9 protein-coding genes and 1 riboswitch are annotated in these 14,301 nt (G+C 45.8%); of the genes, 7 read left to right on the top strand and 2 right to left on the bottom strand.

What is annotated here, in order from left to right; translation table 11 throughout:
• Positions 1 to 17: 17 nt before the first annotated feature.
• On the bottom strand, positions 18 to 1,751 hold the full coding sequence (locus tag JM642_RS16105) for a hypothetical protein (protein ID WP_088586052.1): 1,734 nt from the start codon (positions 1,749 to 1,751) through the stop codon (positions 18 to 20).
• Positions 1,752 to 1,760: 9 nt separating this feature from the next.
• The gene (locus JM642_RS16100) at positions 1,761 to 4,034 is read right to left on the bottom strand and encodes a hypothetical protein (protein ID WP_203432150.1); all 2,274 of its coding nucleotides are present in this window, start codon (positions 4,032 to 4,034) and stop codon (positions 1,761 to 1,763) included.
• 282 nt (positions 4,035 to 4,316) lie between these two features.
• On the opposite strand from JM642_RS16100, the gene JM642_RS16095 reads away from it, so the two are divergent.
• The 7 genes from JM642_RS16095 to JM642_RS16065 all read left to right on the top strand — a co-directional run bounded on the left by JM642_RS16095 (position 4,317) and on the right by JM642_RS16065 (position 13,885).
• Positions 4,317 to 5,279 (top strand): dienelactone hydrolase family protein, encoded by a 963-nt coding sequence (locus JM642_RS16095; protein ID WP_203432149.1) that lies wholly within the window; start codon positions 4,317 to 4,319, stop codon positions 5,277 to 5,279.
• Between the two features lie 140 nt (positions 5,280 to 5,419).
• Positions 5,420 to 5,591: riboswitch (Lysine riboswitch) on the top strand.
• A gap of 83 nt (positions 5,592 to 5,674) precedes the next feature.
• Entirely contained in the window at positions 5,675 to 7,255 is a 1,581-nt protein-coding gene (locus JM642_RS16090) for a Na+/H+ antiporter NhaC family protein (protein ID WP_203432148.1), read from the top strand.
• A 1,283-nt stretch (positions 7,256 to 8,538) separates the two neighbouring features.
• Positions 8,539 to 9,351, top strand: coding sequence for an HNH endonuclease signature motif containing protein (locus JM642_RS16085; RefSeq protein ID WP_203432147.1), 813 nt, complete (start codon positions 8,539 to 8,541; stop codon positions 9,349 to 9,351).
• Positions 9,352 to 9,606: 255 nt separating this feature from the next.
• Positions 9,607 to 10,584, top strand: coding sequence for a transposase (locus tag JM642_RS16080; protein WP_203432146.1), 978 nt, complete (start codon positions 9,607 to 9,609; stop codon positions 10,582 to 10,584).
• A gap of 417 nt (positions 10,585 to 11,001) precedes the next feature.
• A complete protein-coding gene (locus JM642_RS16075; RefSeq protein WP_047538308.1) occupies positions 11,002 to 11,739 on the top strand; it encodes a hypothetical protein in 738 nt (245 codons plus the stop codon).
• Positions 11,740 to 12,006: 267 nt separating this feature from the next.
• The gene (locus JM642_RS16070) at positions 12,007 to 13,023 is read left to right on the top strand and encodes an IS110 family transposase (protein ID WP_037431787.1); all 1,017 of its coding nucleotides are present in this window, start codon (positions 12,007 to 12,009) and stop codon (positions 13,021 to 13,023) included.
• Positions 13,024 to 13,540: 517 nt separating this feature from the next.
• On the top strand, positions 13,541 to 13,885 hold the full coding sequence (locus JM642_RS16065) for a hypothetical protein (RefSeq protein ID WP_203432145.1): 345 nt from the start codon (positions 13,541 to 13,543) through the stop codon (positions 13,883 to 13,885).
• The last annotated feature ends 416 nt before the right edge of the window (positions 13,886 to 14,301 follow it).

The raw sequence follows: 14,301 nt of genomic DNA, 5'->3' as shown, positions 1-14,301 counted from the left end.
GGTTTACCTTAATTAAGCTAAAACGTTGAGAAAACAGGGTCAGGAGTCACTACCGGCGGCGGTGTTTCCTGATTTAAAAACTGCCCATGATTGTAGCGATTAATCACCTCTATCCAGCCATGCTCCTCAAACTCGTATTGCTTACCATCAAGCCTGCCCTGATCGTCATAATTGGCGATTTGGAGCACATAATCCTCAGATGAGCGCAGTTCCCAATGGCCGACTTGTTTACCTTGATCGAAGCGACCATACCAATAACGTCTTTCAGGGTTGGGTATTGGGCGGAAACCGTACTCACCATCGGTAAATATCCAATCGCCATCCTGTTGACCATTGCGGTATACGCCTTTTTCATACAATTGACCATTGTTGGCGTAACGTTGCACTAAGCCGTCGGGGTTGCCATGGTTAAAATTTATTAATTCAAGCAGTTGCCCTGAACTTGTCTCATTACGAAACTCGCCATGGAGTTCACCATTGTCATCATAGCTAAAGGTGAGGCTGGCATCCTCTTGCTGCTTCTTCCATTTGCCCGAGGGCTTGTCATTGGTATATTGACCCTGTTCAGCCACCCAACGCTTACCCGTTTCATGGTCGAATTTCACCATTTCATAGGGGCCTTCACGCTTGCCTGCGTTAAAATGCTCGCGGGTGATAACGTCTGTGCCACTTCGGCTCTTGACGGATTCGACATACAAGCCTGTTAATTTTTTATCGAGTTCCTCGCGACGATTCACTAATTCGCCTTGCTCGTAGTCTTCGCTAAGTGACCAATTTTTGAGTAGGTCGTTTTCTGTGCTCTCAATCAGTTGGCCTTTACTAAAGCGCTGCTGTTTACGATAAACCCAGCGATTACCTTGGTATTTGCTATCGGTGGTTTTTTTAATTTGCCCTTGTTCATCGTATTCAATGGCTTGGAGGGCATCACCTTTATCGTTAGTCAGTTCCTTTAATTGGATTTGGCCATTTTCATAGTAAGTCAGTTGCTCACCAACCTTATAATCAGCTTGATATTGGTAATGGCGTTTGACGTTGCCATTGTCAAAATACTCAAAATAGTCACCGTGTCTTTTGTCTTTAACATACTCTTGGGTCGAGATGACTTGCCCATTTAGGCCCCAAGTGGTCTCAGTTCCTTGCAATAGACCATCAACGCGATGCTCTTCACGGTTAAGTTTGCCAAGATTAAAATATTGACTCACGCAGGTTGGGTCATTGCAGATCTTGGCGGTGACTTCACCTTCGGGGCCAAAATGTTCGCTGATGCCGACTTCTTGGCCATCTTTAAAGGTGGTTTTGTAGCGGATATTGCCACCATTCCAATAACCCGTTTCTAGACCTTGTTTCACACCATTTTCATAGTGCGATTCAACATACAGTTGGCCAGTGGCAATGTATTTTTTAAGCAAGCCATGAAGTTGGCCTTGCTCGTTACGAAAGCCTTGCTCGTACGGCTTGCCATCCTCAAAGTAACATTGATATGCACCGCGAAATTGTTCGCTGGTGAGTTTGTTACCGATCTTGTTATCGGCGAGGGCACTGGCGCAAAAAAGCATATCTTTGTTTTTGTAATAAACCTCAGCCTTATAATGGCCGTCGATCACTTCGGTCGATTGTTTTAGATAGTACTGAGCCTGTTTTTCATCTTTGACAACCTTCCAATGGGCATCGAGTAACACCTTTTGTGCACTGGCATGGGTACTGATAAGTACGAGTGCTCCTAGGAGCAGTTTTACAGTAAATGGACGCATAACCGCTCCTTAAGGCAAAGGTTTAAAGGTGAATTCATAGGGGATATCGCTGGGTTCTTTGGCGATCGTCATATAACTCACCTTGGCGGCTGGGCCTGCAATACTCAAATAGCGCCCATCGACTAGCACCTCGTTAATCGGCAGCTCAGTATTTTCGGGGAGTCGAATGCTTAACAGATTGCCTTGGGCATCTTCGACCTTAAAGTAATTGTTAAGATTGCTACTCGGCTCATTGCCATATCCCGTTTGCGCCAGCCAAGATTGTAAATCGATTAACCAAGGGCGGTCTGTCGCGGCCAGTTCTAAAGGCTGCCAATGGATATCACCTTGGCAACGGATCTTACCCTTGATCTGTTTATCGTAGAAAAACTGCCGCACATGATCCGGAGTCATCAACATATAGGCACTGCCGCTTAGGGCATTGGGAACAAACTGCCAAGTGACGGGATTTTTACCCTCATTAAAACCCTGTTCTATTTCAGGTTTACAGGCGGTCGCCAAAGCCGCTGACATGGGAATAGATAAATTATGGCCATTGTCAGACACAGGTTTTATCCCTTGGATCGTATTGACCTCATTTTTAGCGCTATCTAGCGTCGGATTGGTGAAGCTACCTAGGCTGGCGTTACCAAATTCGGTGGGAGGATTCGCCAGATTTTTGTTGTACTCGGTAAATTGTACAAAGCGAATCGTCTTGGTTTGAGTCAACTCCGGCTGGGGTTGTTTCTCGATTAACACCACGGTTTTTGGGGTCTCATCGAGCTTGAGTAACAGTGCGTTGCTGGTGAGGTGATGTGGCTCATCGGCCCCAATTAATTGTTCTAGCAGTTCCTTTTCGGTCGCCGTTAACCAGGAGGGATAATTACCTTCGCGACGGGCCTCTGCGATCATGCCTTTAAACTGCTGGAAAGGCAGATTAATACTCTGATCCTCACTCTGTTTTGATATGACTTTAAACAGTTTCGCCTCGGCATCGAGCACCTGGATTGTTAGGCTGGCATCGCCAAAGGTGTAAGGTGTTGCCAGCAATTCATCCCACGACTTTTCGACGATCTTATTCGTCTGTGGGATAAGCGTTAACTTGGCATTAATATGGTCTATCTGCTTGAGTTTATTCGCAGTGTTATCCCACCCCGTCGCAATAATATCGGTTGCAGATTCAATCGAGGGATTATAATTCCTCGCCCAACCTTTACCGTGTTGCCAGAAGTGAATGTCAATCGGTTTACCGTTAGCATCAAAAGCGCTTAAGTCCTCATAACGCACATCGGCTTCCACATATTGCGGGCTCATATTGTGGACAAAGCGCAATTGCAGATCTTCGGGGGTATCAGTACCCCAAGGGCCAACATTATCTAAAATACCTTGTTGGTCTGGTAATAAGGATTTTATAAATGCCTCATTATTGGGGCGATACTCCTGCGGTACCTCGCTAATGCGGTATAGCTCCTTTTGCCGATCATCCCTATCGCGCTCAGCATCAAATCTATCATCGGCATGCCAAAGCGTGCTCATGATATACGGCCTATCCTTAGGCGCCATCACGGTACGGTGGGTGAAAGTACTGCCTTGGCGCTCTTCCCGTTGAAAAAACGCCATGCTCTCTAACCAACCGGTTTTACGGTTAACTTCGAACTTGCCATAGGCCTTATACTTGCCTTTTTCACCTTGTAACACGGCGATTAATTTATCTTCACTGACCTGCTCAACCGTCCAAGTTAAGCGCCCATCCATCGGGGCGCTTGTGCTATAACCGACGCGAGGCTCAAGCGCCACAGGCAAGGTTGGGGCTTGTTTAAACAAGTTATTAAGATTTTGCCAGCGCTCAAATAACTCCTTGATATCTTTTTGATCCATCTTGGCAATGGGGTTTAATAGACGGACTTCACCATTGTTAAATTCCACATTAAAGCCATCTTTAACCAACTGAGCGATTTCATTGGATTTGGCTTTTGGGTCGATATTACTCACTGGGATCGGCATGCCATAATCGCTAATTTGCAGCAGATTAGGTTGGATAAAAAAGCGGGCATTATGGGTTAGTGGTGTGGTTAAGCTGGCCGCCTTACCTTCTGTATCTTGTAACTGGTAATCCAGCAGCAATCGTGCCTGCAACACTTTACGGGTTTCGAAACCATCGTTGAGGTGTGAAGTAGAAATAATCTGATACTCGCGCGAAGCGGGAATGCTTGCTGACTTATCAGAAACCTGATTATCGCAAGCCGTTAACCCAAGCGTGAGCGTGACAGTGGTACAAAGTACCCTGCATATCCCTATAGCCATTTGAACTCCATTGGTAACTTATGTTATTGAAATGTAATGATATTAATATGTTGTTTGGCGACATTATACACAAAAATGCCCCTAGGGAATAAAAAGCTCACGCCAATTTGGGCGCATGATCAACCATAAATTGGCTATTGATGAGTGGAGAATTATTAAATGGGCGGCATAAAGCTAATTGCCCTGACAAGCTCTCATCCTTTACTCTTGGTAAGGCCGCTAGATAACTCACAAGCTAGGGAATATAAACCAGTGGTTAGCTTGTTTAATGGAGAAAGAACGATGAGCCCAGATCATAAGCCAGAACTAACCACACCACCTTTCCCTGTCATTCCTCAGGAAGCCTTTGACTGGTATGACGAATATGCCCACGGCATTATCGACCGCCGTGAGTTTATGGCTCGCCTTGCGGGCCTAGTGGCACTGGGTTTTACCATGACCACGCTGACGGGCGCACTAATGCCTAATTACGCCTTAGCCGAGCAAGTCTCCTTTAACGATCCCAGCATTCAAGCCAGTTATGTGAAATTTCCATCCCCCGATGGCTATGGTGAAGGTCGCGGTTATTTAGTCTTGCCAAACGCGTTGCTGATCCCAGGCCAAAAGGCGGGCGATCCTAAGACCTTAGATCTCAGTAAAAAAGCCCCCGTGGTATTAGTGGTGCACGAGAACCGAGGCTTAAATCCCTATATCGAAGATGTGGCCCGCCGCTTAGCGGCCAAGGGTTATATCGCCTTTGCCCCCGATGCGCTTTACAGCCTTGGTGGATATCCGGGTAATGATGATGCGGGCCGCGCCATGCAAGCGAGCCTTGATAGAGCCAAAATCGAGCAGGACTTTATCGCCGCGGCGCGTTTTTTAAGGGCGCACCCGCAGAGTAATGGCAAACTCGGTGCCGTCGGTTTCTGCTTTGGTGGTTATATCGTCAATATGCTCGCCGCCACCATTCCCGATGAGCTTGCGGCAGGCGTGCCTTTTTATGGCACACCCGCAGCAACTGAGCTGCGTAGCCGCGTGAAAGGCCCGTTGATGTTGCAATTTGCCGCATTAGATCAACGGATTAACGATACATGGGCCGAGTATGAAGCCCAGCTAAAGGCTAATAAAGCCGATTATGTCGCTTATCTTTACCCGAATGTGAATCATGGTTTCCATAATGACTCCACCGCCCGTTATGATGAGCCAACGGCTGAGCTCGCATGGACAAGAACCTTAGATTTTTTTGGTAAACATTTACTCGTATAAGTCCATTTGGCGCTATTGCAACGCTTGAAAGCTTGATGTTTCTTGTGTTACCAACTTGTAGGTGATTCATTGTTTTATACGCGAGTGGGATCAAAATACTTGCTATCAGTTCCCATCTCGCTAGAATGCCCGCTCGAATACCTTTAAGTAGAGGCGCGCTGCCTATGACTACTTGTGCGGAGGGTGATGCCGCAGATGTACAAGGAAAGGAGTCAGCGCCGAAGTAGCCAGGTCATCAAACCGAGCTGCTGGTTTTGCATCAAATAGGTGCAAGACTGCCATAGTCATCCACTATGGAGCGCTACCTGAAGGGGCTGAGGAGTAATACCTCCCTATAGGTTTTGTTTCTTTATCCTCTCGGTAGATCTCCACCCGTTTTTTGGTGAAAAGAGATCATGGACATTAGTCATTTTGCTGACTCAGGTTGGTCAGTACTTCCCCCTTTGTTAGCCGTCGCCTTGGCGATCATCACACGTCGCGTACTGTTATCCCTTGGCGTAGGGATTGTGGCCGGCAGTTTGTTACTCAATCAGTTTTCTCCCCTTGATTCATTGCACTATATGTTCAATACCGTGCTGAAGATTTTTTGGGTCGATGGCGCACTTAATCGCGACAATATCAATATGTTGCTGTTTATGTTGTTGCTTGGCGGACTCATTAGTCTGATGACGGTTTCTGGCGCCACCCGCGCCTTTGCCGAGTGGGCGGCTAAGCGCGCTAAGACCCGTCGCGGCGCAAAAGGCTTAACTGGTGTGATGGTGTTTGCGTTTTTTATTGACGACTTTTTTCATAGTTTGTCGGTTGGCGCCATTTGCCGTCCGGTGACTGATCGCTTTCAAATCTCCCGCGCCAAACTGGCTTATCTTTTAGATTCTACCGCTGCGCCCGTGTGCGTATTGATGCCCATCTCCTCTTGGGGCGCTTATATTATCGCGCTTATCGGTGGCATTATGGCCGCCCACGGCATTAGCGATCAAAGCCCTATCTCAGCCTTTGTTGAGATGATCCCGATGAATCTGTATGCAGTGTTTACCCTGTTGATGGTGCTGGTGGTGATTATCTTTCAAATGGATATCGGCCCGATGCGTAAACATGAAGCATGGGCGCTGGAGGGAAAGCTTTGGGATCCGTCTAAGCCTCGTCCAATCGGCTTAGATATGGAAAGCCCTGAAGAAAGTAACGGTGGCATGATCGATATGGTATTGCCGATCCTAACCCTCACCGGCGCGACCGTGTATTTTATGATCTCCTCTGGTGCGGCAGTGTTGGATGAAAAAGGGCTGCCATTTAGCGTACTTGGCTCTTTTGAAAACACCAATGTGGGCTCCTCGCTAGTGTATGGCGCACTGTGCAGCTTGGCGGTGTCAATTGTGCTTGCGCTGCGGTTAAAATTGGGCGCTAAAAACTGGCTTAAAGCCGCCCCGCAAGGCGTGATGGCCATGTTACCCGCCATTAATATTTTGCTGTTTGCCTGGGCGATTGGTGCGGTTGTTCGCGATGTTGAGACAGGCAAATATCTGGCCTCCCTCGCCAACGGTAACTTGCCAATGGAAGTGTTGCCTGCGGTGGTGTTTGTGTTGTCCTGCGCCATGGCATTTGCCACCGGAACCAGTTGGGGCACCTTTGGTATTATGTTGCCACTGGCTGGCGACATGGCCGCTGCCAGTGATATCGCGTTAATGCTGCCAATGCTTGCCGCAGTGCTTGCGGGTTCAGTGTTTGGCGATCATAGCTCGCCGATTTCCAGCACCAGTATTTTGTCGGCCACGGGGGCAGGTTGCCACCATATTGACCATGTGATGACCCAGCTACCCTATGCGTTAGCCATCGCCTTTGGCGCCACCTTAGGCTATTTGGCCATGGGGATTATGCATTCAACCTTAGCTGGATTCGCCGTAAGCGCCCTGTGGTTTGTGCTTTTCACTGCTTATCATCTGCGTAAAACGAAAAATCAGCCTTTGTTAGCTACGGCATAAGGCACTTTTACACGCTATCAACTAGGGGCCACGGGCCCCTTGCTTTTTTGTGGGCTTACTCAAGCCCATAGCCATCTAAGTTAATTTATGTTAGTCATCACTTAACTATCTAATTTGTAATGTGAAAGTGGTAGACATATGTTAAACAGAACGTTATCTTACGTTTTTAACAAGGATGAAACTTAATCGTGACCTCGATTCAGTTCACTTGCATCAGGAAGATGTATCTTTATTTCGCGAGAACACCTCCTGAACAATATGCGATAAGACTCTAGGTGCTAGATGCTAGATGCTAGGTGCTAGGTGCTAGGTGCTAGGTGCTAGGTGCTAGGTGCTAGGTGCTAGGTGCTAGGTGCTAGGTGCTAGGTGCTAGGTGCTAGGTGCTAGGTGCTAGATTTTATAAAAGCATTACAGCAGTGCAATCCCTTGGCTAATGGGTGTTGGCCAAGTGCGGTAGCCATGGAAAGATTTTTGTCGGTTCACAAAGTAGTGAACTGGTTATTTAGCGGCCTTTCGGCCGAGGTGAATCAAGGTCGTGGGTCTTCAACCCACACCCGACCAAGAGGGGATCAACAGCAATTCCCTCTTGGATCTCCCTTGCCGCCCCTAACGGAGTTGAAAGCCCCTTGTGCTCAGTGGCAAATTTGCTATCGCTTCCGAAGGATGCGTCCCTGCACCTGCGAAAGCTAGCTCGCCATCCATGGCGAGACTCACGCAATTTGCCTATTCGCCCTGCGGCAACTCCGAGGGGATGGTGTATTCCTTTGGCTCAGGTGTTATTAGTCGATTGTTAAGGCATAAAGTGTCAGTCCGATCTTTTGCCGCAATGCCAGCTAGGTCATTTACAGTTTATTGGGCTGATAAGACAGCAGGGATTGGTGATGATTAACAACCAAAGTCAGCCGGTACGAATGTCAGGATAACGACTCCTTCGAGACGTAGCGTAATAACCGATAGCGAAAAGCAGCCAGCCTTATGGGGTTAAGCCGATGAGGGGATAGGGTGTGAGTGTCAGCCTGAATCTGGGGCCAAAATGCTGTCAACCAAGGTCAACAATCAGTCGCAAGTGAGCGCAAAGCATGAGAAAGCTAAAACGATATCAAGTGATTACCAACCAGACTGTATAAAAAACCGCTACCGCAAAAAAACAAATTCCTATAGCATCATTCATACCCATTTACACGGATGTGGCAGCGGCCAAGTCCAACAAGCGATTTATGGCCTGCAAACAGCGCAGCGCATAAATACTAAGACGTTAACTGGCATGTTAAGGAGGACACAGATTGAACACAAATAAAGCCTTCGAGATGATTGATGCCTTAGCCAAGGAATGCAGATGGCGCTCGCGCAACTTGGTACATGGCAAAAATTATCAAGCAGGTAGCAAAACGACAATCTCTGCATATTCTTCTAATACCGATAAACCCGGTGCTATCGAGGTGGCATTCGATCCAAAAAATATTTCAGCGCTTACTGGGCGGAGTCAGGCTGATGCCGCTAATTTGATTGCAAAGTTACAGAATGAGGTAGCGGAATTCGCCACTCCTAAAACTCAATACCGATTGCCCCGAGTGTCGGTTCAAAGCATAGAACAGTTGAAGGCTGTTTTAGATGCGCTTGGGGAATTTTTAGGCGTTCGGGAAAGCGCGCAGAACATGGACGACAAAAATTCGGGTGGCGATGATCGAAATGAGATCGATCCAGACAGCCGCACCTTAGCCGAGATTCTACGGAGGCGTGGTCAAGCCGAATTCCGCACAAGATTGCTGGATGCCTACAACAGTCGCTGTGCGTTGACCGGGTGTAACGCAGTTGCAGCCTTGGAGGCTGCTCATATAGTCCCGCATTCCGAGCATCAATCGTACGAACCAAAGCATGGATTGTTGCTCAGGGCTGATATCCATACACTTTTCGATCTCTACTTGTTGTCAGTTGATCCAGCAACAGGAAAGGTGGTTTTAGCATCCGAGCTTGTGGAAGCATATGGAGATCTGGAGGGAAAAGAAGCCGTTCTACCTTTAAAAACGGAAGCGATGCCAGACCCACAATTCCTAATGACGCACTATAAAAGGTGGCGTCGCAAAAATGTCAGCTAACAAGGCAAATCAACGCGGACGTAATACTCGCTGGCGCTCGCATTGCTCCGGTTATTTGCGGCGTTATGCATTTTGGAGAATGCCGTAATGATTGAAAAATTGTTATGCGATATGAGCAGACATCAATCTGTGCGACTAAAGAATCTTACATGCCCTTATTGTGGTGTTGAAATAAAATCTAGCCACCCATTACAAATCGCGTTATTTAGGCTCCTCTACTAGACTCAGTAAAAGTGTTTATGTGGAGGAGTTGCTATGCCGAGGCCTAGAAGAACTCAGATTAGTGTTGAAGACACGCCCTTCTATCACTGTTGTAGTCGCGTTGTTCGGCGTGCATTTTTATGCGGCGATGATACTTATTCAGGTAAAAACTATGACCATCGCCGCGCTTGGGTTGAATCGCTACTGTTTGAACTTGAAGCAGTTTTTTCTATTGATATAGCGGCCTTTGCGGTAATGTCGAATCATTTGCATGTGGTGTTACGGGTGGATATCGACCGTGCTAATCGTTGGACTGATCGCGAAGTGCTTGAGCAGTGGCATAAGCTATTTAAAGGTGATGAATTAACGCAAAAATTCGCTAAAGGTGAGTTGGTTGAACCTCACCAAGTCCTCAGGCTAAAACATGCAATAGCAATTTACCGTAGCCGTTTATGTGATATCAGTTGGTTCATGCGTTGCTTAAACGAACCAATAGCAAGACAAGCAAATCAAGAAGATAACTGTAGTGGTCGTTTCTGGGAAGGTCGCTTTAAGTCACAGGCTCTACTTGATGAAGCTGCGGTTTTAGCCTGTATGACCTATGTTGATTTGAATCCCATCAGAGCCAAAATAGCTAACACGCCAGAACAATCAGACCATACCAGCATTCAGCTACGCATTCGGGCTGCATTGAAAGGTGAACAGCCTAACAATTTACTGCCTTTCATTGGTAATGAACGCGATAACCAACCTAATGGAATCGCGTTTACGCTCAAGGATTATCTTGAGTTAGTTGAGGATACAGGGCGGATCATCCGCAACGATAAGCGTGGTGCAATAAGTGGAAATAGCAACAAGTTACTGACCAGATTAAATATATCCCAAGACAATTGGCTTAAACTGACCACCGAGTTTGGCAAGCTATTTCATGGCCCAGTCGGTACGTTGCAAGAACTGACCGATTACTGCGAGCATTTAGAGATGCGACGACGGCACTTTGCTAAATGCTGTCGTTACCTTAACACAGGCTGATTTCAAGCCTGTTTCATTGCTCGTTCCTTCAAAAGCTCCAACACCTCCAACGAGGCAATGGGTTGGGCTTGTTTTACTAAAAATATCGTTTTTTCAGCCAAATAGGTCAATTTAGTCAGTCATCATCCTTTGTAACCCTACTTCGCTACCCTTTTAACGGCTAAGTGACTTTTCGTCACTTGAATACCCTCATAAAGTACATTATGTTCTTGTTTTATTTTGGGTGGCCTGATGTATCGCTGGTGGCCTGATGTATCGCTGCCTGATTTATTTGTAGTGGAAGAGAACTAAAAAAGTAAATTTAGAATCAGCAAATTGGTATGAAAATTTAGAGATATTGTCATTTTTACCTAATTAACTGCCGATAGACTAATAATATAAAAATCTAACAATAATTTGCATGGAGTATGGCGATAAATGAAATTGAAACAGGCTTTGCTAATTGGTTTAGCACTTTTTATATCAAAATCTGCTTATTCAAACCCTTCAGAATGTTGGGTTGAAGATCCTGATGTTCAAGGAACTTATGAGGGAGATTGTGTAGCTGGTAAAGCTAATGGTTTTGGAGTTTCAACAGGAAAGGATACCTATAAAGGTGAATTTAAAGATGGGTATTTACATGGAAAAGGTACCTACACATGGCAAAGTGGTAGGGTATATGAAGGGGATTGGGTCGATGGGAAGCGGACAGGGAAAGGCAAATGGCAAGAATGTGGTCCAGCCTCTGGTTGTGACTACTATGAGGGAGAATGGCTGAATAGTAAGTTTAATGGATTTGGTACGTTTTCTTACCGTTGTAACTGTAAGTTTATTGGTTGCCAACGTTGTACAGATCACGGATTGTTTGAAGATGGAAAATTAATTGAATCAGCACCATCAGATGTGACGTCTATAAAAGAGTTCAAAGCTTGGAAAATGAAAGAGAGTAAAAAAATTAATGCTTATGAAGATAAGGTTCGCTCTTTTAGATCTAACTTATCTGTAGGTGATGATTCTTCAGTTGGTATTATTATAGAAGTAAAAGAAAATATAGTAAAAGTACAGACAAATGATAGCCAATGCACACAGCGAAATAATAATGGAGATTGCTTAAATTGGATTACTACACCTGTAGAAAAATGGTTTAAGAAAAATGATATTTATCCTAGAGATTAAATCCTCATTGCTTTAAGGTTTAATTGGAAATCGATTGCTAAATTTCTAAAATTGGTAGTAAACATTACTCGGCATACTTTGCATGGCTAGCGAGCAACACAAAAGCAGCAGAAGTTCTCCATCCCCTGCGAAGTTGCCGCGGGGCGTTGGAATAAATTGTGTGAGTCCGGTCATGGATAATGGAATGGACCCATCCACTTTAAATCGGCCTCGCAATGGGCCACGATGTAGTCGCTAAAACTCATCAGAAAGAGGACGGGTCCACCTATGAAGATTACTACAATCGGTTTAGATATCGCAAAGTCTGTTTTTCATGCTGTTGGCGTCGATAAAGCAGGCAAGTTAATTAAAAAGAAAATGCTTAGACGCAAAGACTTGCTGCCCTTTGTCGCTCAAATTGAGCCTTGTCTGATTGTGATGGAAGCCTGTAGTGGCGCAAATTACTGGACCAGAGAATTTGAGCTGTTGGGCCACAGCGTCAAGTTAATTGCTCCTCAATTTGTCGTGCCTTTTCGGCAAGGTAACAAAAATGACTACAATGATGCTTTAGCCATCGCGGAGGCTGCGCAGCGACCCAACATGCGGTTTGTAAAACCCAAAAGCGTCGAGCAGCAAGATGTGCAACTGCTCCACCGAATGCGCGAACGATTAACTAAGCAATCAACAGCCTTAATCAACCAAGTGCGAGGTATGTTAGCTGAATACGGCATCGTGATAGCCAAAAGTAAATCGGCTTTTAAAGTACAGTTTCCTGAGATTTTGACTAACGAAACCAATGCGCTGACTACCAAAGGTCGAACAATTTTTTATCAGTTATATGAAGAGTTTACAGATATAGAAAGACGGCTTAAGGATTGTGATACCCAAGTACTCACTGAAACGAAAAACAATGTGATTTGCCAGCGTTTAGAGACTATCCCAGGTATTGGTCCCGTCACCGCTACGGCCTTTTATGCGGCTGCTGGAGAGGGTAAAGACTTCAGTAATGGTAGACACTTTTCAGCTTGGTGTGGCTTGGTTCCCAAGCAACACAGCAGCGGAGGTAAAGATAACCTCCTTGGGATAAGCAAGCGGGGAAATGCGTATTTACGTACCCTGTTTATTCACGGCGCCAGAGCGGTGTTGCAGCACAGTTGTCATAAACAGGATAAATTTAGCTGCTGGGCAATACAGTTAGCAGAGCGCCGAGGTTTTAATCGAGCCTGTGTGGCCGTCGCCAATAAACTCGCGAGAATGGCATGGGTTATCGCGGCGCGTGAGGAAGAGTATCGGCTTCCAGTATAGTACTGAATAGATTCAATAAACGTGAATAATTAACCAACCAGCAAGTTGCTAAGACACTTGATTTGATGATGAGACAGTCAGACTGATCTACTAAAAACCTTAGTCGGGCATAGGCTCATTACGAAGCCGCAGGGATGATAAGGACTGTAGAAGCAGATATCCATCAGGGCCAGAGGGATCCCTCAATAACAGGCCGGATATATGGGTGCAATGAACTCTTCTCAAAATCGTTATCGAATGTCTTGCAAACCGGATGGGTCCATATATGACCGGCTAGCTTCCGTAGGTACATGGACGTTGCCTTCGGAAGCGATAGCAATTTATCCATAAGACCAAGGCCAGTCTCTAATGCATGTAACTTCGCTAGGGGCGTCTTGGAGCATCCAAGGAGGATAGGACGAGCAGTCCTCCTTGGTCGGGTGTGGGGTGAAGCCCCGCGACTTTTTGGGTTAAGCATTAAACAAGGTGGTTTAATGCTTAGTCCTAAGGAACTCAGATAAGCTTTGGATGATTAAAAATGATTCGATATCTATTATTCATATTCTTTGCTCTTGTGACATGTGTGGGTGATGCGCTGGCTGGCGAATATCGGCTGGATTGGCCTGTCTCAGGCGAGGCACTGACTTATCATTCCTGCGGTTGTGCTGATTCCTGCTGGGTTGCCGAGGTTCGCCAAGCTAAAGCGGAAAAGCCGCTCATCGCTAAACTGAGATGCGACTGCGAAAAACTCTATTTTACTGATAAAACTGGCGTAGAACGGGTTGTCGCTGAAAACTGTGATGACTTTAACACCGACAATAAAATGGATTTGATCCCAGAGCGAATCAAGCAACTTCAGTCACATTTTAATCCCCCTCGTTAACTCTATTTATCCTTGTGTGAAATGGAATTCCACGATTTTTATCTTAAGGAGAAATAACAGGACATGCATAGCTTTTTGAATGCAAAAAGTTAACTCTACTCTTACAGAAGTTCACCCATCCCCTGCGAAGTTACTGATTAGTATGAAGCCACTCTTCTTGTGACTAATATTTGAATTAATTTGCCCACAAAATATATGCTGAAACTGATGGGTACACCAGATAGGGCACTGTTGCACCAGTGACCTTCTAAAACATGGATGTTTTAGTAGAGCCTACAAGGATACTTTTTTTAAAGCATAAGTACGGCGTGTCACTGGGGTAACAGTGCGAAAGCCTGCGGCAGGCAATGAGTTGCACCATTACTTTACAGCGATATTGTTGCTAGTTCGCAATGCAAAACGAACCAGCAACATCG

This window comes from Shewanella sp. LZH-2, assembly GCF_016859145.1.
In the GTDB taxonomy this organism is placed as follows: Bacteria; Pseudomonadota; Gammaproteobacteria; order Enterobacterales; family Shewanellaceae; genus Shewanella; species Shewanella xiamenensis.
Note: the sequence above shows the minus strand (reverse complement) of the source record. Positions and strands in the feature narration are given on the sequence as shown.

Excerpts from the sequence above, each read along its gene's own strand:
- JM642_RS16105 (WP_088586052.1), bottom strand. The coding sequence starts at position 1,751 with ATGCGTCCATTTACTGTAAAACTGCTCCTAGGAGCACTCGTACTTATC.
- JM642_RS16100 (WP_203432150.1), bottom strand. The coding sequence starts at position 4,034 with ATGGCTATAGGGATATGCAGGGTACTTTGTACCACTGTCACGCTCACG.
- JM642_RS16095 (WP_203432149.1), top strand. The coding sequence starts at position 4,317 with ATGAGCCCAGATCATAAGCCAGAACTAACCACACCACCTTTCCCTGTC.
- JM642_RS16090 (WP_203432148.1), top strand. The coding sequence starts at position 5,675 with ATGGACATTAGTCATTTTGCTGACTCAGGTTGGTCAGTACTTCCCCCT.
- JM642_RS16080 (WP_203432146.1), top strand. The coding sequence starts at position 9,607 with ATGCCGAGGCCTAGAAGAACTCAGATTAGTGTTGAAGACACGCCCTTC.
- JM642_RS16075 (WP_047538308.1), top strand. The coding sequence starts at position 11,002 with ATGAAATTGAAACAGGCTTTGCTAATTGGTTTAGCACTTTTTATATCA.
- JM642_RS16070 (WP_037431787.1), top strand. The coding sequence starts at position 12,007 with ATGAAGATTACTACAATCGGTTTAGATATCGCAAAGTCTGTTTTTCAT.
- JM642_RS16065 (WP_203432145.1), top strand. The coding sequence starts at position 13,541 with ATGATTCGATATCTATTATTCATATTCTTTGCTCTTGTGACATGTGTG.